Source organism: Mangrovibacillus sp. Mu-81 (assembly GCF_036867415.1).
GTDB lineage: Bacteria > Bacillota > Bacilli > Bacillales > Bacillaceae_B > Rossellomorea.
In genome coordinates this window covers 33,203-57,925 of the sequence record NZ_JBAJHU010000011.1, presented here as the reverse complement: position 1 = coordinate 57,925, position 24,723 = coordinate 33,203, and the positions used below count along the sequence as shown (strand labels likewise).

17 protein-coding genes are annotated in these 24,723 nt (G+C 34.4%); 12 read left to right on the top strand and 5 right to left on the bottom strand.

All coding sequences use genetic code 11. The features are described from left to right. Positions 1 to 59: 59 nt before the first annotated feature. Positions 60 to 875: a hypothetical protein gene (locus V6B33_RS18180; protein ID WP_334219108.1), complete on the top strand. Its 816-nt coding sequence runs from the start codon at positions 60 to 62 to the stop codon at positions 873 to 875. Continuing rightward, complete coding sequence (locus V6B33_RS18175; protein WP_048718280.1) at positions 872 to 1,648, top strand: hypothetical protein; 777 nt, start codon at positions 872 to 874, stop codon at positions 1,646 to 1,648. The genes V6B33_RS18180 and V6B33_RS18175 overlap by 4 nt, the downstream gene beginning before the upstream one ends. Positions 1,649 to 2,012: 364 nt before the next feature. Here the strand turns inward: V6B33_RS18175 and radC are convergent, their stop codons facing one another. The 4 genes from radC to V6B33_RS18155 form a co-directional block, all read right to left on the bottom strand. Beyond that, positions 2,013 to 2,621, bottom strand: a complete 609-nt coding sequence (radC, locus tag V6B33_RS18170) for a RadC family protein (RefSeq protein ID WP_152910834.1) — start codon at positions 2,619 to 2,621, stop codon at positions 2,013 to 2,015. 192 nt (positions 2,622 to 2,813) lie between these two features. Next, positions 2,814 to 3,584 (bottom strand): hypothetical protein, encoded by a 771-nt coding sequence (locus V6B33_RS18165; protein WP_334219107.1) that lies wholly within the window; start codon positions 3,582 to 3,584, stop codon positions 2,814 to 2,816. A gap of 28 nt (positions 3,585 to 3,612) precedes the next feature. Beyond that, positions 3,613 to 4,131, bottom strand: a complete 519-nt coding sequence (locus V6B33_RS18160) for a hypothetical protein (protein WP_334219106.1) — start codon at positions 4,129 to 4,131, stop codon at positions 3,613 to 3,615. A gap of 38 nt (positions 4,132 to 4,169) precedes the next feature. After that, positions 4,170 to 4,376: a hypothetical protein gene (locus V6B33_RS18155; protein ID WP_334219105.1), complete on the bottom strand. Its 207-nt coding sequence runs from the start codon at positions 4,374 to 4,376 to the stop codon at positions 4,170 to 4,172. 323 nt (positions 4,377 to 4,699) lie between these two features. On the opposite strand from V6B33_RS18155, the gene brxF reads away from it, so the two are divergent. The 10 genes from brxF to V6B33_RS18105 all read left to right on the top strand — a co-directional run bounded on the left by brxF (position 4,700) and on the right by V6B33_RS18105 (position 23,605). Next, a complete protein-coding gene (gene brxF / locus V6B33_RS18150; protein WP_334219104.1) occupies positions 4,700 to 5,152 on the top strand; it encodes a BREX-3 system P-loop-containing protein BrxF in 453 nt (150 codons plus the stop codon). 15 nt (positions 5,153 to 5,167) lie between these two features. After that, positions 5,168 to 8,851, top strand: coding sequence for a DUF6079 family protein (locus V6B33_RS18145; protein ID WP_334219103.1), 3,684 nt, complete (start codon positions 5,168 to 5,170; stop codon positions 8,849 to 8,851). Between the two features lie 16 nt (positions 8,852 to 8,867). Then, complete coding sequence (locus V6B33_RS18140) at positions 8,868 to 11,633, top strand: DNA methyltransferase (RefSeq protein ID WP_334219102.1); 2,766 nt, start codon at positions 8,868 to 8,870, stop codon at positions 11,631 to 11,633. 18 nt (positions 11,634 to 11,651) lie between these two features. Further along, entirely contained in the window at positions 11,652 to 13,541 is a 1,890-nt protein-coding gene (pglZ, locus tag V6B33_RS18135; protein WP_334219101.1) for a BREX-3 system phosphatase PglZ, read from the top strand. A 19-nt stretch (positions 13,542 to 13,560) separates the two neighbouring features. After that, positions 13,561 to 14,277, top strand: coding sequence for a hypothetical protein (locus V6B33_RS18130; RefSeq protein ID WP_334219100.1), 717 nt, complete (start codon positions 13,561 to 13,563; stop codon positions 14,275 to 14,277). Between the two features lie 120 nt (positions 14,278 to 14,397). Further along, positions 14,398 to 17,616, top strand: coding sequence for a DEAD/DEAH box helicase (locus V6B33_RS18125; RefSeq protein ID WP_334219099.1), 3,219 nt, complete (start codon positions 14,398 to 14,400; stop codon positions 17,614 to 17,616). A 37-nt stretch (positions 17,617 to 17,653) separates the two neighbouring features. Further along, entirely contained in the window at positions 17,654 to 19,318 is a 1,665-nt protein-coding gene (locus tag V6B33_RS18120) for a DUF262 domain-containing protein (RefSeq protein ID WP_334219098.1), read from the top strand. 52 nt (positions 19,319 to 19,370) lie between these two features. After that, on the top strand, positions 19,371 to 20,633 hold the full coding sequence (locus V6B33_RS18115) for an SIR2 family protein (protein WP_334219097.1): 1,263 nt from the start codon (positions 19,371 to 19,373) through the stop codon (positions 20,631 to 20,633). Beyond that, positions 20,626 to 22,326 carry an ATP-binding protein gene (locus V6B33_RS18110; protein WP_334219096.1) on the top strand — a complete coding sequence of 567 codons (1,701 nt, stop codon included), beginning with the start codon at positions 20,626 to 20,628 and terminating at the stop codon, positions 22,324 to 22,326. Before V6B33_RS18115 ends, V6B33_RS18110 begins: the two co-directional genes overlap by 8 nt. Before the next feature lie 64 nt (positions 22,327 to 22,390). Continuing rightward, entirely contained in the window at positions 22,391 to 23,605 is a 1,215-nt protein-coding gene (locus V6B33_RS18105; RefSeq protein ID WP_334219095.1) for a hypothetical protein, read from the top strand. Between the two features lie 246 nt (positions 23,606 to 23,851). On the opposite strand, the gene V6B33_RS18100 is transcribed toward V6B33_RS18105, so the two are convergent. Next, the gene (locus V6B33_RS18100) at positions 23,852 to 24,604 is read right to left on the bottom strand and encodes an ankyrin repeat domain-containing protein (protein WP_334219094.1); all 753 of its coding nucleotides are present in this window, start codon (positions 24,602 to 24,604) and stop codon (positions 23,852 to 23,854) included. Between the last annotated feature and the right edge of the window lie 119 nt (positions 24,605 to 24,723).

The following is a 24,723-nucleotide window of genomic DNA, read 5'->3' as shown; positions in this document are numbered from 1 at the left end:
AATATAAATGCAAATATAATTTAATATTATCCATTATATTTTAAATGAGGAGGGGTAGTATGAGTATTCAGCTATCTAAAAATACATTTTTTGTCGATCGTACAGTCTTCGGTAATACATTTCCTGAATTAAAAGGTGACCGACTAAGAATCTATCTGCTCATGTGCAGAGTAGTTGGAACAAACCCCAATGGTTCCTTCTTTATGAGCTTAGATTCAACTGCTAAGGAAGTTAACATCTCTATGAAACTCACTAGAAATGCCATTGAGTGGCTTTGTAGGAATTTCTTTATTAAAAAAGTCGGAAGCCGATGCCAAGTTAATGTTTATAAAGTAATGGTTGTCCCCGATTATCACTTGCCTACTGACACGTATTATTCAAACGAGCAGATTCAACGAGATCGGGTTACAATGAAAAGCACTCAAAATGGTTACTGTGAGTTTCCAATTGAGGTAATGCAAGGATCTATCTTAAGAAATCAGACTAAATGGACAGACAGGAGGGTCAAGCTTTTAGGACAACTTTACCTTTATCACTGGATTGATATATACGGTGGTGTTGATCCAGAGGCTGCTCATTTTAAAAACAATACGATGCATATAAGTGAACTCCTTACCTATACATTAGGTTGTCACACAAATGATATTAAACATATCGTCAAGTGGCTCCAAAGAGAAGGTTATTTAACTAGAGTTAAAACCGTATATAGAGAAAATCAAAATTCTTGTCATAAAGAATTACAATTTATTGGTGATGCAATAAAGACTAATCAGCAACCTGGTGATTTTCTTATAGATGTAATTAGACTCACCTGTATCCCCGACTTAAAACTGAACGATGCACAAAACAGGACAGGAGGAAAGCTTGCAGTATGAAACAGGCAAACCCGTTACACCCACCAGAGTTAAAGATAAAAGAAAATCAAGCGGGAATGATTATGCAGTTAATACACGAGCCAAAAACACTAGAAAGGCCGTCTACAAATGATAAATTGATCCAATATCATTCCATGATGTATTTTCAACAGTTAATAATGAAAAAGGCACGTGCAGCACTTAGAGCAAAATCCCTCTCTATATTCAAAAATGACATAGCAGTAGAAATAGAAATTGTATCTGTTCAGTCACCTAATTCACTCAAACTAGAGTTAGTCTTGAAGTCGATCTTCGATGCATTAAATAAAAGCGTAATAACAGATGATCATTTAATATCAAACGCTCAAGTATGGCTATATAGCGGGCAGAAGCGCTATCCTAAAACTAAAATTCATGTAAGAGTTGAAGATTTAGCTACTAGGGACTACTTTCACTTTTCTTGTGAGATACCTGCTATTGAGAAAAGAGAAGCAGTTACATATAACATTGCTTCGACCATGCATCGCCACGCCTCGAGTGCAGCGGAGATAAAATTGATCGAGCAAGCTTTTTCTAATCTGCAAACGGGCTCTACCAAACAACATGAAATATGTCATATGCTCTTCCTGACAAGCGATCCTAAAAAGGATGTCGATAATATGCTTCTCATGTATATAGATGTATTACGTAGACAAGGCTACTTGAGTCGTGCTGATAACATCGGAATTGGCATGTACAAAAGACATGTAGACAAGAGTGATGAGCGGGTACATATTAACCTTGTATCCAAGTGAAATGCGTATAGAAAGAACCTATATGTACCAAGTGATAAAAGAAGATTTTACACTGTACATTGGGCAAGGAATGACAGAGTGTGTATAGATCAAAAATGAGCTATTGTTTTGAAGGTAAGTAAAAAAATCTTTCAATTCAATGTTACAATTTCGATGTGTAAGGGATTAATACATAGTAAAACAGTATTTTGAACAACTAGATTTATTTGTATTGCAAAGGTTATTTACAAGGAAACCTGTTATATCAACGTTTAGGCATGGTTTAATGGTGGGGTTAACAGAGAAAAACGCCACTATCTTTAAAGTTAGCCCATTAAGCAAAAGATAAGAGACAGCAACAATCACTGTCTCTATCTGATATATCTTATAAATATCCTTTTTCCTTTAAGGATACATATGACTGGGCACCTACGATGATATGATCTAAGACATCAATTCCAAGAATTTTCCCAGCCTCACTTAACCTTTTAGTTACTTCGATATCTTCACGACTAGGATCCGGCTGGCCTGATGGATGGTTATGTGCGACGATGGCACTTGCGCAGCTGCGACGGATTAAGTGTTTAAATGTTTCGCGCGGATGTACAATGGATGCATTCAATGATCCAATAAAGACAGTCTCTTTGAAGATGATCTCATTTTTTGTATTTAATCCTAGAACCACAAAATGCTCTTGGCTAAGGTACTTCATTTCATTAAGGTAATTATAAGCATCTTCAGGTGAGCGAATGGTAAAACGGCTTTCAACAGGACATGGATTCATACGTGCGAGCTTTAACGCAGATAAGATTTGTTTAGCTTTTACTTTGCCGATACCATCGATTTGTAGTAACTCCTCCTCTGTAACATCAAGTAATTCCTGAATAGAAGGATACCTAGTGAAGATTTCGTTTACGACATAGCCATCTTCCTTTTCACGAATAGTTGAGGCCAGCAATAGTTTAAAAGTAACTTTATCAAATATGTTGTTCATTATATGTTCCTCCAATTAGTTTAGTAGAAATAAAAAAGGAGAGACGATGATCGTCCCTCCAATTGAGTGAATGCTTTTGATGCGATATACTGTTGTTAAGAATTCTAGTTGTAGATGAGTTCATTGGCGGGTGAATTCATCTATTTTTGTGCAATAAAAAAGCCCATCGACTGCAGATGCAATCCATGAGCTTCATTTATTATATTGTTGCTTATCCAATTCTTTTAGCTCCTTAGAGACATCCTTTAACTGAAGTAAGTCTTGAATGAAACTAGATGCCTGCTTTTTTGTTAGTTTTGTGCTGTGATCGACTTGGTACATCATCTGCATCATCTCTTTTGCAACTTCGGGACGCATATTGAGTTCAGCGACGATGCGGAAAATTGTCTGTAACTGGTACTTTGTTGCTAGTTCGTCACCTCCTTTAATTGATAGTTGTTTTGGAAAATCTTCGATGTCTTGTGTGAAGATACCACTAGAACGAGTTGCTGATAATACTGCATCAATCAATGCCCGTTTCTTTGCCATCTTCAAAACGGTGTTGACGATGGTAAATGGATTCTGCTGTTGGAAGGCAGCTTCTTTGCTATTGCATGATCCAAGTCCTTCAGCCTCGATAATGCCATTATCTTTTCGTGTAAGTGTCATCTTTACTTCATAAGCAAAAATACCAGTATCCCATTGTTCGATGCGGTTGACCACGTCAACGGACTTTGAAAACCCAAAAACATCACAAAGCTTTTCAGCACCAGGCTTTAACAATGTTGGCTTTGAGAAGCCATCTATTAAACCATAGTCGATACCCTTAACCATTACCTCTTCAACAAATTTTCCTAGCTCCTCAATTCGACGTTTGGACTCTGATGATGATACAACCACGTTTGGCAACGAAGATGTGCTAGAGTATTCACTAGTAGCAAATGGAACTACATTATTAATCGATGAATGAATCTTTGGTTTCATATGAATGTTTTCACCTCCTTTCAATTGATTAAGATCTTTTTTGAATGATAGTAGCCAATCTTGATAAGCCTTCAGATGTTTTATTAATAAGTAATCTGCCGGCATCATGACTTAGTTGGTTTCCTTTGCTAATAGTTTTATTAGAGAGGGCTGTTGCAATTGTTATTATAGTGTGTGTTGAGTCATTTAATTTTTCTAGATTGCTGGTTACCTTAAACAACATGTCTTCGCCTTTAGATTCCATCTTCTTAGCAGCATCCTTCAGTGCATTACTAATACGATGATACGTTTGAACTTGTTTATTAAACTCTGACTGGTAAGCTGACTCAATCTCATTTATTGCTGTTTCAATCTTGGATCTAGTAACAAGTAAATGAGCAAGTTTCACATAATCGTTTTGTTCCACTACATCTGCTATTTCATTCGAAATGTCTGCATGTTGGTTTAATAGATTCTGGTGTATTTCCTTTACCTCAATAAGTGATATGCTTCGCTCATTAGATGATCCACGATGGTATTGCTTTACACGTGTCATATTTTTCTCCATAGTGATTTTCCTCCTAATAAAGTTTTGATGGTTTCCAATTACTTTTGATTAAAGAAGTGATAGCCTTTTAAAGTTAACTTTAGTAGTAAGCCATCTGATTTACTTCTCTTGGTAAGAATGAGGTAAGATTCCTCAAGTTCTAATAGATTTACACTCTGGATGTCATACTTTACTAGTAACCTGGCTGGAACCCATTTGTTTAGCTCCTTTGCATTGACTAAAATTGTTACTAATGTTGGATTCATCTTTCTTCTCCTTTCCTTATGCGCTCCTCTCACCACGCATGTCTTCTCTGTAAAATAAAACAACCGCTATCTATCCAAATGGATAAACAACGGTCTAAATAAAAAGGGGTGGGGCATGAAACGGGAGGGTACCCCTTATGTATAAGGAACTGTGGTGCTGGGAGAAAATTCACTATATTTTTTTGATTGTATAAACCATTACAAAAAATGGAATAGGTCATCTGGCATAATATTCTTTGTAGAGTTTCCAGGAATCCATTTAAAAGAATTGACTAATACTGTAAAATAGGTTAATAGACATATAGCGTAAAGAGGTGTGAAAAATGAGCCTTCGTGAGCAATTAGAAACAAATATTGAAGCTATAAAAGGGCAAAGGCATCAATTTATACTATTAAGTTTTCAAGCTAACAATGAATCGAAAATCATTGATGTTCTTAAAGAAGTAGGAATAACTACTTTTAACGTAAATTTGCTGTTAGCAAATAAACTCAAGGAGTTACCTGTTTCTAAAAGAAAAAGAGCTGTAAAGGACATACTAAGAGAAGCACTAAATGAAGTGAAGGACGAAATTGTTTACTTAGAGAGAATAGAGTATTTATTTGATGAAGAATTAAATCAAGATCCACTAAAACTTTTTGAGTATTTAAGTGGCAACAAAGTATTGTTAATAAAATGGCCTGGCGATGTGAGGGGTAATGGGATGAGTTATGCTACTCCAGACCATCCAGAATATTACCAAGTTGATGGTTATCAAGATCATTTAGTAGTTATATAGGAGGAGTGAAGAGATATGAAATATGGTGAGTTAATTCAATTTGATCCAGTAGAAACAATTGTGCAATTAAAAGAAGCTTCTGATTTGGATAAGGCATTTCAGTTGGTGGATACATATGTTATTTCTGATCGTATGGCAGAGGTTATTAACGATACAATTATTGAGCAGCTCCAATTTGAGCGTCCAGCTGATAATAAAGGTCTATTGGTAGTAGGTAATTATGGAACCGGTAAATCTCATTTAATGAGTGTCATTTCAACAATTGCTGAACTTGATAATTCTGCTCAACGAGTAAATCATCCGCAAGTATCAGAAAAGGCAAAAGAAATTCAAGGGAAATTTAAAGTCCTCCGAACAGAATTAGACGGAATTCGCATGTCTCTGCAAGAGTTTGTTTATGAGGAGATAACAGAATACTTACACTCGATTGGAGTTGATTATGAGCTACCTGATATTGAGAAAATTAGAAGTAACAAGGACGAGCTATCTAAGATTATGGCTGCTTTTGAAGCTGAATATCCGGGGCAAGGTTTTCTGCTAATCATAGATGAGTTACTTGATTTCTTGCGTTCCAGAAAAGAACAGGAGTTAATGCTAGACCTCAACTTTCTACGTGCAATGGGAGAAGTATGTCGTACATCACGGTTTCGTTTTATCACAGGTATTCAGGAAATGTTATTTGATAATCCGAAATTTGCATTTGTTGCAGAGCAATTAAATCGGGTGAAAGAACGTACGGAACAAGCGGTAATAGTTCGTGAAGACATTGAGTATGTAGTTTCGAGACGCTTGTTAAGAAAAGACGACAAACAGAAGGCTACAATTCGTGAGCACTTAAAAAAGTTTACTAATTTTTATGGCAAACTTAATGAACAGTTAGAAAAGTATGTCGAGTTGTATCCAATTCATCCGGCTTATTTAGCGACATTTGAAAAAGTAACGGTTGCTGAGAAACGTGTGATATTAAAGACTTTAAGCCGTGAAATGAGACAATTGTTAAATGAGGAAGTCCCTAATGATCAGCCTGGCTTCCTATCATATGATAGCTATTGGCCGTATATAGAAGGAGACAAGGCGCTAAAGTCTAATCCTAGTGTTAAAGAAGTTATGTCTAAAGCATCTACTTTACTAGACAGAATTGATAACGCGTTTACTCGTCCAACTTACCGTCCAATGGCAAGACGAATTGTTCAAGCATTATCTGTATTCCGTCTGACAACTGATAATATTTACTCAAAAGTGGGCGTGACGGCAGATGAGCTAAGAGATCATTTATTTCTATACCATCCTGGATTTGAGGGAGAAGATAGTAAGTTTATCAGCAGTAGTATAGATTCGGTGTTAAAGGCTATACTTAAGACCGTTAGTTACCAGTACATCTCAGTAAATCAAGAAAATGGCCAATATTATCTAGATTTACAAAAGGATATTGATGTCGATAGCTTAATTGAACAAAAAGCTGAGGTTTTAAGTAATGATCAACTAGATCGTTATTATTTTGAGTTTCTAGCATTAGCAACAGAGACTACTTCAAACACTTATAAAACGGGTTACCGCATTTGGCAGCATGAGCTTCCTTGGTACGATCGTAAGGTTACACGTCCGGGATATTTATTTTTTGGAGCACCTAATGAGCGTTCGACTGCACAGCCAGAACGAGATTTCTATATCTATATGCTACCAGCTTTTGAGAAAAAATCTTTTAAGGATGAACAAAAGCCTGATGAAGTATTCTTCGTTCTTGATACAAAGGATGAAGAGTTTTACCGTTATATGAGTTTGTATGCTGGTGCTAAAGAGATGTCTATCTCTGCTTCAAGTGGTTCTCGAAATTTATATGAAGATAAGGCTAGCGAATACTTGAAGAAACTAACTGCTTGGATGAAGGTAAATATGCCTACAGCATATAAAATGACATACAAAGGAGAAACAAAAAAGATAGCGGAATGGAGTTTCTCTGCACAAGCTAATGAAACTATAAGGGAGATTATAGACGCAGCTTCGGATGATTGCTTAACATCTTGGTTTAATGAGAAATACCCGGACTATCCAACATTCCGAAATGTAAAAACCCCTATTACACGTGAAAGTATGAGAACAACGTATATTCCTGAGGCTTTACGTAATATTAAAAAGCCTACGACTAAGAATGGAATTACTATTTTGGACGGTCTGGTACTACTAGATGAAAATAATAAGTTAAACGTTCGAAAATCCGGTTATGCAAGATGGGTATTAGAGGAACTAGAATCAAAGTCTGAAGGACAAGTTGTTAATGCTTCTGAATTGCTTGATATCATTCAAACTTATAACAAAAATGAAGAAGTAAAACGTACAACAAACTTTGATTTAGAGCCTGAGTTATTTTCTGTGCTTCTTGCTGCATTAGTATTTAGTGGTGATATTGTAATCACGATCAATAATGTCACTTATGATGGAATGAAGTTTGATGAATTAATAAAACTATCTGCTGAGCAAATTGCAGATTTCACTCATATAAAGAAACCAAGTGACTTGCCTTTAGCTGCTCTTGGAGAGCTCTTTGATCTGTTTGAAATAGGTAGAGGATTATTGCAGACAAATGCTTTACAAACTGCAGTAGGGCAATTAAATAAAGAGTCAAGAACACTTCTCGATCAAGTTGTACGTTTAGAACATGAAATTAAAGACGGTATACCAATTTGGGAGGGTACCCTTTTTAATGTAGATCAAGTTAGTGAACTAAGAGATGAGCTAGGGATGTTGAAAACATTCTTAAACGATTTACAAATTTATGATACTGCGGCTAAACTTAAAAATTTCAAGTTTACCGTGGAGCAAGTACAAAATCAAGCAGAGCGCATCAAACTATCCAATAAACTTATGGATCAGAAAAAGCTTGCACTGGAGCTGTCACAAGAAGCAGCGTATCTTGTGAATGCTCAGAATCATTTACCAATCTCATATAATTGGCATGCCAAAGTAGAAGGTGCGTTAGAAGATCTGCTTCATGCTTTAAGAAAGAATGAAGATTGTCAAATAGAACGGAATGAACTGAAGAAATTAAAAGGTGAATATCAAACCATTTATTTAAGTCTGCATGATAAGACCAGGTTGAATGCTACGGAAGATAATAAAAGAAATGCTTTACTAAGTGATGGTAGATTAGATGCGTTAAGAAAACTTTCTAGTATTGATTTATTGACCGTTCAAACAGTAGATCGTTGGCAGGAAGACATAAATAAGAAGAAAGCATGTTGGAACCTTACAAAAGAAAAGCTTGAACATTCACCAATTTGTACAGACTGTCGTTTTCGTCCAAAAGATGAATCGTTTGTTCAGAGTAAAACATTAGAAGAACTAGATCAGGAATTAGAAGCACTTCTTGCTAATTGGACTGAAACACTGTTAACTAACTTTAATGATCCAGATATTAAAAATAATATTGAGTATTTGCGAGAAGAACACAAATCACTTATTGAAGATTTCATTACTAGAAAAGAGATTTCTCTTCCAGTTAATTTAAAGCTTATTGATGCTATTAACGAATTGTTACAAGGAATTGAAAAGGTTTCTATATCTGTTCATGATCTAGAGCAAATGATGAATAACGGAAGTCCTCTAACGATTGATGAGTTAAAACGTAGATTTGATCAACTATTGCGGGAGAAGGTTGGATCTCAACCTAAAGGGAATGTTAGAGTACTGCTAAATAAATAAATGGAGGAGAGGAATTATGTCTGCAAAAACAGATCAAACATCATTGTTTACTGAAGATGATATAACAGGCCCAGTAACTTGTCTGGGCCTTACCTTTAAAACCGATAGTGAACGAAGGGAATACTTTCGAGAAGAACTTAGAAAAAAACTCCCGGAATTAAAAACAATTGAAGGATTCCCAATTGGAAGTGATGAAGATATTATTGCACTTTCTGATCCTCCTTACTATACATTTTGCCCAAACCCCTGGTTAAATGATTTTATTCATTACTGGGATAACGGTGACAATAATAAAATTGATAATAAAGAACCGTTTACAGCTGATGTGAGTGAAGGGAAAAATGAACCTATTTATTCTGCTCATACTTACCATACAAAAGTCCCTTATAAAGCGATTATGAGGTATATTTTACATTATACTGATCCTGGAGATGTAATATTAGATGGATTCGCTGGAACTGGGATGGTTGGGGTAGCAGCTAATATGTGCGGAGTAGATAATGCCTTAAAGGAACTAGGATATTTAGTAGACGGTTCAAGAATAATCGATAACAACAAAAATATTATTTCCACAAAAGGATCAAGAAAAGTAATATTAAATGATTTATCACCAGCTGCAACATTAATTTCAAAGCATTACAATACACCAATCCAGAAAGGAAAATTATTAAATGATTTTGAAGAAATTATCAACAAGGTTGAAAAAGAGATTGGATGGGTTTATAAAACAAAACATACAGTAGGTAGCAATAAATTGTATGGAAGAATAAATTATGTTATTTGGAGTGACGTTTATACTTGTCCAAACTGTACGAAAGATATTATTTTCTATAAAGAGGCAGTGGATCAAGAAGGAAATAAAGTAAAAGATGATTTTAATTGTAAAAACTGTGGAATAAATTTATCGAAAAATAATCTTGAGAGAGTATTCGAAACTAAATTTGATGACGTATTGCAGGTTAATGTTAAGCACGCAAAACAAATTCCCGTTAAAATTAACTATATATATAATAACAAATACTTTACAAAAGAATTAGATGATGTTGATTTAGATTTAATAAATAGTATCAATGATTACAAAATTACATCGGAGATACCTTTAAATGCTATCCCAGACGGTTTAAATACTTCTCAGCCAATGAATAGTCATGGAATCACACATGTCCATCAGTTCTATTTTAAGAGAGCGTTGATAGTTCTATCAAAATTGTATGGGGAAGTAAATCAAAGAAAAAACAATGCAAGTATGAAGTTAATATTACAATCTATAGTTGGAACTCTAGTATCCAAGTTAGTTAGATATAATATGGGTAATAGGGGTAATGGTGTATTAAACGGAACATTATACGTTGCTTCAATGGTTGCAGAACCAGATGTTCTTAAAGTTTTAAAAGGAAAGCTAAGAGATTTAACAAAAGTTTTATTTGTGGAGAATTATAATGTAATAAGTGGTGTTCAGTCGACCAATAGCCTTCAACTGAACGAAAATTCCGTTGATTATATATTTACTGATCCACCTTTTGGAGCTAATATTAATTACTCTGAACTAAACTACATTTGGGAATCTTGGATTAATCTTCATACAAACACAAAAAATGAAGCCATCATAAACTCAAAACAAGAAAAAGGTATAGTTGAATATCAACGATTATTGGAATCATGCTTTAAAAAATATTATGAAGTATTAAAATCAGGAAAATGGATGACAGTCGAGTTTAGTAACTCAAAGGCTTCGATTTGGAACGCTATACGTGAGGCCATTGAAAAGGCTGGATTTGTAATAGCGAATGTATCCGCACTAGATAAAAAACAAGGAAGTTTTAAAGCAGTTACGACAACTACAGCAGTAAAACAAGACCTAGTAATTACTGCTTATAAGCCATTGCAGGAGAATATTGAAAAAATGCGTAACCACCAAAATACTCCTGAATCAGCGTGGGTATTTATTACGCAACATTTGTCAAAATTACCTGTGGTTATGGATAATAATGAAAACTTAGGTATGATTGTTGAAAGGACTCCGAGAATACTCTTTGATAGAATGATTGCCTATCATGTTCAGAACGGATTACCTGTTCCAATTTCATCTGCTGAATTCCAGAATGTTTTGGCAGAAAAGTTCTCAATGAGAGATGGAATGGTATTTTTAGATGAGCAAGTGATTGGTTATGATAAGAAAAAAATCTCAAAAAAAGAGTTTATACAAATGAGTTGGTTAATTACGGATGAAACAAGTGCAATTGAATGGATAAGACAACAATTACTAAATAAACCTCAGACTAGACAAGATTTACATCCTAATTTCATGAAAGAGATACAACATATTGCAAAGCACGAAATCCTCCCGGAGTTAGATGCATTGCTAGAACAAAACTTCCTAATTTATGAAGGAAAAGAGGAAGTCCCAAGTCAAATTCATGGTTACTTAAGTTCAAATTATAAGGATCTTCGAGGATTACAAAAAACTGATTCTAAGCTAAAGGAAAAGGCTAAAAATCGTTGGTATGTTCCAGATCCAAATAAGCAAGCAGACCTAGAAAGGTTACGTGAAAAATCGTTGCTGCGTGAATTTGATAGTTATAAGACAGAAATTGAAGGTAACAAGAAAAAGCTTAAACAATTCCGAACTGAAGCGATTCGCACAGGATTTAAGAAAGCATGGAGCGAAAAAGATTACGAAGCAATTGTTAATATTGGTGAGCGGCTCCCAGAGAAAGTATTACAAGAAGACGATAAGTTGTTAATGTACTTTGACAATGCACAAATTCGGTTAGGAGTTTAAGACAGGGGTTGGGTTTATATGGATGGATGGCGTAAAAAAATTATTGATCAACTTCCTTTTTCTTATCACTCTGCGATTTTTCTAAAAGATGTGGATAATTTATTATCAGATGAAGATATTATCCTGTTTTTGCAGATGGAGAATATTTCTCTTGTTCAAGTTGATGATCGAGCAGAATTGAGAAGAATATATGAAGGTAATCGAGATGAAAAAGGGAATTGGATTTACCGTGTTACAGGTAATAAAGATTTTACATTTCCGTTTGATATGCTACAACAAGGATATTATGTAGAATTAAATATTCATGATATTATGCCTTCCTTTTCCGCCCAAATTATACGACAACTAGATTCCGAAGTGTTAGATGCCTTGTATGCTGTTTCTTCACAGCAGCAAGGCTCTCTTTCTAATAAGGACACTTGTAATTTTATATTAAAGCGAATATATAAGCTTGCTTATGATTTGGTTGAAACAGAAGAGGAATGGATGAATTTGCTTATAAAGATACATGAGAGTAGATATCCATTAGCTCCTATTTTAAAGGACTATATAAAAGAGACAATTGAGAGAAAAGGAATTTCAAAAGAAAAATTATCACTTATTGAAAGTAAAGGTATTTTTTATCAGTATCTTCAGAGTCAATGGGAAGAATTCGTTAAGCAAAATATAAATAATGATATTTCGGTTAAAGATGGCTATCTAGATACATATCATAAGGAACATTTTCTGCAGTCAGAGCATATTCAAAGAGCTATTCAGCATCTATTCATTGAGGGAAGATTACAAGCAGTGGAAATAGATGTTGAAAGGAACATTCCTTTATGGGCACAAAACGGAGTGAAGCAGAGGTCGTATAATCCTTTGAAAGACATCCAGTATCTTGTTGATAAAGTTGATTCGAAATTATCAATTGAAAAAAAACATCATAAAGACTGGATAGAAATAATAGACACATTTAGTCAGATAAAGGACTTACAACTTCATTACAATACGGAAAAAGAAACAGTGGACTCGTTAACTAGTCAGGTAGACGCACAATTTAAAGAATGGATGTTAACAGACTACAAAGCATTAGCAGGTCTATCACCATATATTAAACCAGCTATGGTACATCATATCCTACCTCACCTTCAATTGAAGGATGAAAAGAAACAAGCATTAATAATAATGGATGGGATGAGTTTTATTCAATGGAAACAAATTAAGCGTGCACTAGAGTCAAACTTTACATTTGAGGAATATGGAGTCTTTGCTTGGGTACCTACTATAACAGAAATAAGTCGAATGTCTATCTTTCAAGCAACTATTCCTAGATTACAAGAATCAATCAGAGAAGAAAAAGCGTGGAAGCAGTTCTGGAATAAAGAGTCTATCTCTGATATGCATATCACTTTTGAAAATATTCTTGCACAAGGAGATTTCAGTTCAAAAGAACTTTCAGCATTAGAAAGAAGTAATAACAAAAAGGCTGCAATTATCTTGAGAAATATAGATAAACTTACACATGGTGCTATCCAAGGATTAGAAGGAATGTATGCTGAAATAGTCGTATGGTTAAAGACCAACTATCTTCAAGATCTTCTCCGTCATCTAAAAGAATCAGGATACTCTACGTATATCACATCAGATCATGGAAATAAAGAGAGTGTAGGGATTGGAAAAGTAAAACAAGGGTCTCTAGTTGAAACCAAAGGGGAACGTGCTAGAATATATTCAGACCTTGTTTTTAGAGATGATGCGGCAACACAATATTCTTCAGTAAAATGGCCCAATTATGGTTTCTCTGATGATCAACATTTTTTAGTTGCTGAAAGCGGAGAAGCGTTTGTAACGAAAGGCCAGCATATCGTTAGTCATGGTGGTATTAGTATTGAAGAAGTGATTGTGCCGTTTATTAAGGTGTATTAATGATAGAGGATTGATAATTATGAAAAAAGCTGTTGGATTTGATCAAAAAATTCTCCTTCATCAGTTAGATTTTATGGCTAGAGAGATTCCAAGAAGCGAAACTAGACAAGAACTATATGAAAAAGCGGATGAATTTTTAACTGCTGATATAGCAGGATATAAGTCTCGAATGAATGCACGAACCATCCTATTTAAAATTTGGTATCTTGTTGACGATGACTATAAACATTTACAGCAAGAAGCTCTTCGATTAATGGATGAGGTCTCACAAAACGAGAGAATTGTTATCCATTGGGGTATGACAATGCTGGCATATCCATTTTTTAAAGATTTAATTAATGAGATGGGTATGTTGTTTAAACTTCAACAAGAAGTGTCATCTGATCAAATTTCACGTAAAATAAAGGCACTGTATGGAGACCGAAGAAGAGTAGAAGTGTCAATTAGTGCCTCATTAACAAGTCTGAGGGCATGGGGAGTTATTGTAACAGAAAAAAGGAACATGCAAGAAATTACGAAAGAAAAGATTTCTATTCAATCTAATGCCTTAAAGCAGTGGATAGCGGAAGTTTTAATTCATGTTTTAAGTGTTGATGCATTGCCGATTGAATATTATAGGAATAATTCACTATTGTTCCCATTTAACTTAGACTTATCAACAGATGATCTTGAGAAACAACGTTTTAATGTAATTAGACAAGGTGTAGACATGAGAATGGTAAGTCTACAGAAATAAATATAATGTCACGCGAATCTAGACCTTTTACTTCACATAAAAGGTCTTTTTTTGTCGAAAAACACAATAAACTGGTGTCTTTTAATATAATTATAGAAAACGAGATAGTAAGGTGGTTTTATGATAAAAGTAGGAGATATTGTTTTTGGCACGCATTTTCCGGAAACTGTAGAAGTAATAAAAGTAGAGAGTTTTGGAGACGAATATTTCTCTGTAGCTGCAACAGGGAGAGAATCTCATACATACTATGAACGAATGCTTGATCATCAAGAAATAGAGTCCTTAACAAAAGTCACTAATAAGTCTATTAGTAAGGAAGAAATGGATGCTAGAGATATTCAACATATCCTTCAATACTATTCATTACAAGTAGAGCAAAGATATTCTAAAGGGAGGTCACTAGGAAACAAAAATCTTATGCCTCTCCCTCATCAAATTGAAGCAGTATATAGCCGAATGCTTCAAGTACCTCAAGCCCGTTTCCTTTTAGCCGATGATCCGGGTGCGGGTAAAACGATTATGTCTGGAATGCTAATTAAGGAGTTAAAAGCACGAGAAAGTGTAAAAAGAATTTTGATCTTAGTACCTCCACTCGTCTTAAAACAATGGCAGGAAGAATTACATGAGAAGTTTGAAGAACATTTCTTTATTATTAATCGATCAGTAATGCGGCAATATGGTGGGAAGAATCCATTTATTGAACACGATCTTTGTTTAACATCCTTATACTGGGCTTCTAGGGATGATATTAAATCATATTTGCAAGAAGTTGACTTCGATTTAATAATTGTGGATGAAGCACATAAAATGGCAGCATATACACATGGAGCCATTAAAAAGAAGACAAGCAAAACAAAGTTATACCATCTTGGAGAATCACTCCTAAGAAAAGTGCCACATTGTGTTTTATTAACAGCGACTCCACATAAAGGTGATATGGAAAACTTTCGCCACCTTATGAGATTAATTGACAACGATATATTCTCTAGTGTCACAGTTAATGAATCGTTAAAGGAAAAGTCTAACCCTTTTATTATTAGACGATTGAAGGAGAGTCTTACAAATTTTGATGGTACTCCACTTTTCCCTAAGAGGACGACTAAATCGTTACAATTTGACTTGACTGAAAAAGAGTTGGAACTTTATGAGTCTGTTACTGAATATGTTCGTAACCATTTTAATAGAGCCATGAATAACGGAAATAATAGTACAGCATTTGCCATGATGCTTCTACAACGTCGTTTATCTTCGTCCATTGAAGCAATACATCTTTCACTTATACGTAGAAAAGCCCGTTTAGAGATACTCCTTAATGAAACCGAACAAGAACGTAAGAAGATATTTAAGAAGATGAGTAAATTAGAATTTGATGAGTATGATGAAGAAAGTATAGAAGAACAACAAAGACTCGAAGAATCGCTTGAATATGCGGTAGACCTAATCGATACAGAAGAGTTAAAGATTGAAATTAAAGAACTCGACAAACTAATCATCCAAACCTCTTACCTTCGGGCAAATATGATTGAGAGAAAATATGATGAACTGGAACGTACATTATTTGGAACTAATGGATTGCTTGAAAAAGGCGAAAAGATATTAATATTTACAGAATCAACAGATACGTTGAATTATTTAGAACAACGTTTAAAAGACCGTGTTACACAGATCGCAAAGATTGTAGGACGTTATTCAATGGATGAAAGGAGAAGGCAAGTAGAGCTTTTCCGAAATGAATGTCAGATTATGCTTGCAACAGATGCAGGAGGAGAATCGATTAATCTTCAATTTTGTAACCAGATGATTAATTATGATATCCCTTGGAACCCTAATAAGCTTGAACAGAGAATGGGTCGTATTCATCGAATTGGTCAAAAGAACGAAGTAGATATCTTTAACCTTATTGCTGCAAATACTCGTGAAGGCGATGTAATGATTCGTCTATTAGAGAAAATGGAGAGAATGAGAGATGATTTAGGATCAGACCTTGTTTACGATTTTATTGGCGAAGTATTGGATGATGAATACGGTAACCTGGCTAATTTAATGGAAGCAGCAATTTTAAATCGGGAAAACTTGGACGATATTATTGCAAACATGGATAAACGTATGTCGGATGAACATAAACGATTATTAAGATTCTTTGAAGAAGAAAGATTAGCTGAACAGTCTTTTGATTTACCTACAATGAGAAGAGAGCAAAATGATTTAGCAGTTCAGAGGCTTCCTCAACGTATATATGCACCATTTGTAGAGCATATCTTTAAGAAACATAATATACGAATTTATGATAGCCAAGAAGGCAAAACACAACGTATTGATCGCTTTCCGAAGTTTATTAGGGAAGAGTCTAGAAAATTAAACCTGGGGATTGAGAGTATAGTAGACTCAGTAAAATTTACAGGTTATGCAGATTATGAATCAGATGAGGTAGTTCGCTTAAATAGTGACCACAATCTAACAAAGCTCGCCATGTATCTAACTAAACGTGAGGTAGACCAACAAGCAACTAATAGATATTCTGTTTCTTATCCTACATCTGAAATACTATCAGTTGGAGTATATTCTTCAATTATTAACGATGGAACGGGAGAAGAATTAAGAAAAGAGATAATCTTTTTAGCTGAACGGGAAAATGGTGAAGTAATCGAGTTGGATTCATATTGGCTGTATCAACGGTTTACAGGGAGTGTAATGACCTTTGACGAAAAAATTTACCATTCTATTCAAGTTAAAGCCGTTAAGAAAACAATAGAATTACGTAAGCTCATTAAGAATAAAAGGGAACAGCAGCTGGATAAAGTATCTGGTTACTTACAAAGGACATTTAAAAAGCAAATCAACGAGATTATCGATAAACGCCAACAATACGAGTTAGAGAATGTTGAAAATAAAAATAGTGCCCTAATTAATCAAATGAACGCCAACTTAATTGATACAGAAGTTCGAAGAGACGAACGCTTAATGCTTGTAGAACGCCAGAGAAACATCGGAATGGAACCACCAAAGTTACTTATGCAACTAGAATTATCACCAAATGGTCAAATGAGTAGACTTGTATCAACAGACTTTAAGGAGATTGTTGAGCAGTATGAAAAGGAAAATGGCAGAAGTAATTTCAAAGTGTACAAGCCGTTTGCACTTGTAGATTTCTATAGTGAGCGTTTTAATGGTGAGCCAAGGTTTATTATTGTGACTAATCAACATCATTATTCACTTAGTGAAGACCATATTGAAGATTTAGGGGATATTCTGGATAAGGTTTATATATATGTTGTCGAAAACGGTGATGTAATAGTGGAGCGAGCGTTGGCAGAAGAAGTATTTACTTTTAAACAGTAATAGGAGAGGACAAAAGCAGAATAAGGAGCGTGAACAGATGAAGAACCAAAGAGAAACTATTAGGAGAATGGTTGGATATTTAAATAATGAAGAAAAGGATGGTGGCTTCTGGCTGCCCAATATTCAAAGACCATTTGTTTGGAAAGAGGAGCAAACAGAGCGTCTCTTTGATTCAATACTTAGAGAGTATCCCATAAGTACATTGCTTGTGTGGAAGACTAAGAGCAGTATTAAGCGTCGAGAATTCATCCAAAATTATAAAAAGAAACAGAAGTTGTCGGACTTTTACGTATTAGAGGATACAAAAATAAAGATGTTAGTACTAGATGGGCAACAACGCTTACAAAGTTTGTTTATTGGCTTAAAAGGTAGTTACGAGGGAAAAGAATTATATTTGGATATTTTAAGTGGCGATTTAACACAACCAGATGATATTAGATACAAATTCAAGTTCATGGAAAAGGAAAAGGTTAAATTTCCTTGGATAAAGTTCAAAGATATTGTGTTTAGTAATGGAGAATATGATGAAATTAGTGAAAGGCTAATTGATAGATCAGGTATTCATTTAACTAGAGAACAGGAAAGACGCATAAGAAGAAACGTTTCTAAAATAATAAGGATTTTCACTTCAGATGAAACATTGATTTATCAAGAATTAGATAGTGTTGATAATGAGGAAGCATATACCGAAGATGATGTTGTCGAAATTTTTATTAGAGCTAATTCTGGAGGAACTGTATTAGGAAAATCAGACCTATTGTTCTCTCTATTATCTGCTAGTTGGTCAGAATCTGATGAGAAGATGGAAGAATTACTAGAGGATATTAATAACACAGGTTACAAATTCAATCGTGACTTCGTGTTAAAAACATGTTTATCACTGCTTGATAAAGGTGCAGCTTATAATGTATCGAAATTTAGAGATGAAACTACGCGAGAAGCAATTTCAGATAAATGGGATGATATTGCCAATGCAATCAAGGATGTAAAGGACTTTTTATATGGTAAGACGTATTTAAGGTCAGATAAAGCATTAACATCTTATCTGGGGTTAATACCAGTCATTTATTTTAGATATCATTTTAAAAACCAGTGGAATAGCGTTAAAAAGCTAGATGAATATATATTAAGGACATTACTAACTGGAGCTTTTAGCGGAAGTCCTGATACAGTTATAGATCGTTGTATTGATGCGATAAAAAAATCACAAGATTTTAAAGTAGATGATCTATTTGACGCTATTCGAAGAAGCGGCCGAAACTTACAAATTGGTGAAGAAACAATTCTTGAACTGTCTTATGGATCTAAAAACATCCATTTAATTTTTAACCTTTGGTATAAGGACTTTTCATACCATCCTGCATTTGTAAATAATCAACCACAAGTTGATCACATCTTCCCGCAGAGTGCATTAAAAACAATAAAAAATGTAAATTCGACTACAGGAAGGAAAGTTTTAGCATATAGAGCAGAAGATCGGGATCAGATTGCAAATTGTATGTTATTAACACAGCAGGAGAATGGCTCAGGCGGTAAGAGTGCTACTCTTCCAGAAGAATGGTTTAACGGTAAGTCAGATGACTATTTAGATATGCACTTAATACCTAGAGATAAAAACCTTTGGAAGTTGGAAAACTATTCTCAATTCATAGAAGAAAGAAAAAGGCTTATATTGGATAAGTTTAAAGAATTAATCTACTAATCTTTGTAGAGGGTTAATTACCATGAAGTTTAGGGAACAAGGGGGAAATTATATGGATGAAATACCTGTTAAAAGAAAGATTATAATATCAAATACTGATATTGTTCACAAAGAAATGACAGTTAGCGAAGAAGTATATTTCTTTAATAATAAAAAATTCGAGAAAAAAATTCCCGAAGGTAAAACAGAACTAGAAATTGCAGAGGAAAAAGTAGTTGAAATTGTAAATGGTTTCTTAAATAGGCAATACGACAATACAATCGTATTAACTGGTGCTGGTAGTTCTATACTACGTGAAGATGATATTGAAGAAGATATAACTGAGGGATTTGATATTCTAGATCATTCTGGAAAAACAGTGTATGAACTAAAACAAGCAATCGAAGAACATTTAGATCAGCTTCAAGTTTGGTATTCATTAAATGAATTAGCAGAAAGAGTTAAATATACCCCAGATTCTAATGGTTTTAATATTGAAGATTTGTTATCAAAAGTAGAAACTGCAAGAGATTATATTTCAGATAATGAGAAAGAAAAGTTTGACCTTACAGTAACCGAAATAGAGAAAAAAATACGAAGTCTTTGTGATATTAGTATGTGTCAGTACCATAAGCATCGAGAATTTATAAATAAACTGGCAACAAAAAGAAGGTCACATAATAGAATGAAAATATTTACAACCAACTACGATACTTTATTTGAGCAGGCACTACAGGAGGAAGAATATATATTGGTTGATGGTTTCTCTTATGAGTTTCCACGCAAGTTTAACTCGAGATATTTTGATTACGACTTTATTATACGTGGAGAAAATAAAATAATGGATGAACCTGAATACATTGAGAAAGTAGTTCATTTACTCAAAATTCATGGTTCTATTGATTGGAAAAAGAGTGATCGAGGTGAAGTAATAAAAAGTTCAGTAAGAGATGAGCAGAATCAATCATTAATGATTTATCCTAAGAGAGCTAAGTTCGAACAGTCATACGAAAATCCCTATTTCGACCTTTTTTCAAGGTTTCAGACGGAACTTAGAAAAAAGAATACACTTCTAATTGTTATAGGTTTTAGTTTTGCAGATAAGCATATTAAATCAATAGTTAAAAATGCAATGTTAAATAATGTGAGTTTAAATATATTAATAGTTTCTCCTGATATTGAAAAAGAGGAGTATACCGACTTTATTGATAGAGCAAAGAGATATGAAAACATAATGCTTTATGGCGGAACGTTTAATAAATTTGTAAGTATTTATCGGAAACAAGCTGCATATAGTGATGAATTATTTATTGATACTGGTGACGGAAATGAATAAGAATATTTTTCAGCAGCAGTTATTCTTAGGATTTGTAAATAAAGTAAATACAAATATAGTGACAACACATATACCTTCTTCGAAATATTTAAGTAAGTTTTATAACAACGGGGAAGAATTTCATGGTGGATTAATAAATAGCTTTGTAATAATCGAAGGAGAAAATTTAGGGTTTCTAGGAAAGGTAGTTTCCGCAGAATTACCTGAAAAAGAGCGGATAAATATTACATCTGAAGCATTAAAGGAAAAGGATTTCCACCCTTTATTAAAAATTGAAGTTATGTCTATGTTCGATTATTTTAGTATTGCTTTTAATAAATCCATTTGTGAATTCCCCAATGTTGGAGCCAAGGTATTCATCGCTAGAAAACAGGTTATCGATTTATATATTAAACAAATTGAAGTTAATAACCATACTCTAAGGACAAGTGAATTTGCTCATCTTGTTAACAATTATCAAGCAAAAGTAGATTTTTCTCTACAAACAATATTTAGTCGTCATGCTGCAATTGTTGGAACAACCGGGAGTGGAAAAAGTTGGACAACTTCGAATTTAATCGAAAATATAATAGCAAATAACCAGAAAGCAATATTAATTGATGCTACAGGGGAGTATAAAAGTCTTGCAGAAGCAAATGGAAATAAGACTAAAATGGTGATTTTGGGGGAGCAGCACCATTTTTCTTATAAGAAATTAACAATTGACGATTTATTCTATCTTGTAAAACCGTCTCCGAATTCACAAATACCGAAATTAAGAGAAGCCATAAAGTCTTTAAAATTGATAGAAAATGCTCATGAAGAATTAACTCATTATATTGAAGATCATCCTCTTGGGATTAAAACATTAAAAAAGAGGAATCAGCCGAAAGAACCTTTTCTACAGATACTAAATAATAACATTAATGAGCTATCTAAGGACAATCTGAATTTTGATATTAGAAGTCTAGCATTTCAAATAGAAAATGAATGTATCTGGGAGAATTCTCAAAGAAATAGTGCGGTATTTGGAGATACCGAAAATAATAGCCTTGGATTCTGTGCAACTTTGATTACTAGAATTAACACTTTATTACATGAGCTACAATTTAATAGGGTCTTTAATTTTACGGGAGATACGGGAACAATTGATGCATATGAAATGTTAGATCAATTTGTAAGCCAAAACACCCATAACCTTTTTTATATTGACTTAAGTGATTTGCCATTTGCTTTTAATATTAGAGAGGTAGTTGCGAATTCAATAGGCAAAATAATGCTTTCTTATGCTAGAGAAAGCAAATTTAGAAGAAAGCCCGTTGTGCTAATAGTTGATGAAGCTCACCAATTCCTGAATAAATCAGTAAGTAATGATTTTGAGTCATTCAAACTAGAAGCTTTTGATAATATATCCAAAGAGGGTAGAAAGTATGGTTTGTTTTTGTGTATAACTACTCAGCTTCCAAGAGATATTCCTATAGGAACATTAAGTCAGATAGGGACTTTTCTTATACATCGACTAATTAATCAGAGAGATAAGGAAATTGTTATGAATGCAATGCCATCAGCTAATAGTGAAATGATTAATTACCTATCGGAATTAGGACAAGGGGAGGTTATATTATCAAGTACAGAAATTAAAACACCACTACTTTTGAAAATTAATGAGCCGAAGGCTGAACCTGATTCGAATACACCGATTTTTATAAATTAACGAGAGATATATAATATACAAAATGGGAAGGCGAGAAGTAACTAAAAATTGTTGGAGGGATAAAGTGCTAATCAACTTTACAACTTATGATGAATTTGTTGAAGAATATAAAAATTATCATTATCATGAATGTCTGGTTTGCGGTGATGTTAGGGAATTAACTATTAATGATCTAGATGTTTCAATAGAAAATCGCAGAATGCACTTTAAAGATTTTTTAATCTTAACTTGTATAAATTGCGGTAACAGTTGTCTACCTCAACATTCTAAACAAATGATTGATGGTTGTTATAAAGTAATGGTAAAAGAAGGTCACTTTGAGGGGATACAAACTTACAATGGGTATAAGAAAAAATTTAGATATTGCGTAGACCAAGACTTTAAGTATGATCACAGGGATTATTATAATATTCCTGGATTATGCTTTGATGAGGAGCATTCTGAAGAAGGATTTCTTACACCAGTTTATTTTACTAAAAAAGTTTTGCTTTATTTTATGCAGGATCCTGATTATAAAATGGATTTATTCTCGGAATCGTATGGACATATTAGTTTTAAAGATGAATGGAACATTCCTTTTGGAATAAATAGAAATGGTCTAGTAATTTTTTGGCTTGGAGATTTAAGTTATATCGATTCTACTAGTTTAAGTATAATGAAACCTCATAACATCGAATCAGATCATCAAATTATTGATTCGGAGTATTATGCAGCTCAGCTTGGTTGTGTTTGGAGTGAACCTAACAAAGAAGTTAGAGTGTGCTATAAAAAGAAAGAGCTTTTTGATCAAGTTAACATCAGATATAATATTGATTTGTCTCATTTGAATGATGAAATAAAGGATCATATGAGGGATTTTAGAAAACCAGTATTAATTACTAAGAAGTCAATTGAGCCAGCAGTCAACATGTTGCATAAGGTATTGATTGAAGGTGTAAACATTAATTCCTTTAGAACATTGTATCTTGAATTGTATCCCAAACCTCAAAAAGGGTATAAAGAGTGGAAATCAATAAAATTTTATCAAGCATTACTAGAGAGGGTAATCTCAGAGAATGATGATATATATGAGATTATAGCCCCACTCTATTTGCTTAATGACTTAAGACAATATTATGATCATTTATTATCAAAAGAGAAAAGAGAACATATAGAAAATAATGTTATAAAATCGTTGGGAATTGAATCTTTTAATGATATAGATATGGTTTATGAAGGGTTAATCAATAGATTAAACATCCTCTTTCAATATTTAGTCGTTGGTTACTCTGAAGAATAAACCTCTCTTTATAAAGGCAACGTTCTTATGAGTTAGTTTACCCTATCCAACGTTACGGTGAACCTTACCATAAGTAAATGAGGTTTTTTCTACTGGGAAAAAGGCTAAAATAATTTTTTATTTCAACTGGGATAAAAGGTAGAACCGTCTGTGGGAAAGAAGCACACACGGTCCATTGAGGGAAGGGTCAGTTATTAAACGGTCTAGTCTATCCCGATAAATCTGAAGTGAATTACTCCTGAACGATTATACTAGCTCGCTGGCGGATTTTGCGCCTATACCGCGCAACCACTCAATCAGTTCTTTTGCGTTACTACGTAGCGCTGAATCGAGGGGAGTAAGATCGTCGTAGCCAATCCAATTGAGGTCCGCTCCCTGTTGGAGGAGGTACTTAGCTACCCTCTGCTGCCCACCGTGACTCGCTAGCCAGAAGGCCTCGGTGATCTCGATTTGGGTGGGTAACGGGTTGCCTGCGAAGCGTTCTTTGACGCAATCCATTAGCCCGAGTGCAGCTTCGTTCCAGAGCTTGGTCTTCGCCCCACTTTCTACTAGCAGGCGTGCTGCATTCCACTGCCCGAATGCTACCGCATCGTCTAATGGCGTACCACCTCCGATAACTGCTCCTGATGCCTCAATGTCGCCGCCGGCATCGAGAAGTGCATTAAGCACTTCGATATCGTCACTGCTAGCAGCCCAATGAAGAGGTGTCTCGGTGTGTGGCCCTGTGAAACGAGCATTCACATCAGCGCCCGCCTCAACCAATATACCCACTGTCAACGCACCGTTGGGGAAGTGACCAGGCCCGTCGGTTACCACATGGAGTAATGTACGCGACATTCCCAAGCTATTGCACTTTTCATCATTATCTCTTCTAATAATTCTAGCTGTAGCCAGACCCGGATATTCAGTAAGCAGGCGTTTCAACGATAGAACATCACCAGTGTGAATCGCCTTGACAACGGCGACGGTTAGCGTCTCATCTTCGAAAATAAAGTTCATGTCTATCTCTCCTCACCTTTTATTAAACAATACTGCCGATTACTGCCACAATATCACATATTCATGTATCCTAATAGGAACCTTAGTAAAAAATTTCCTATTTTTCAAAAGATGATAAC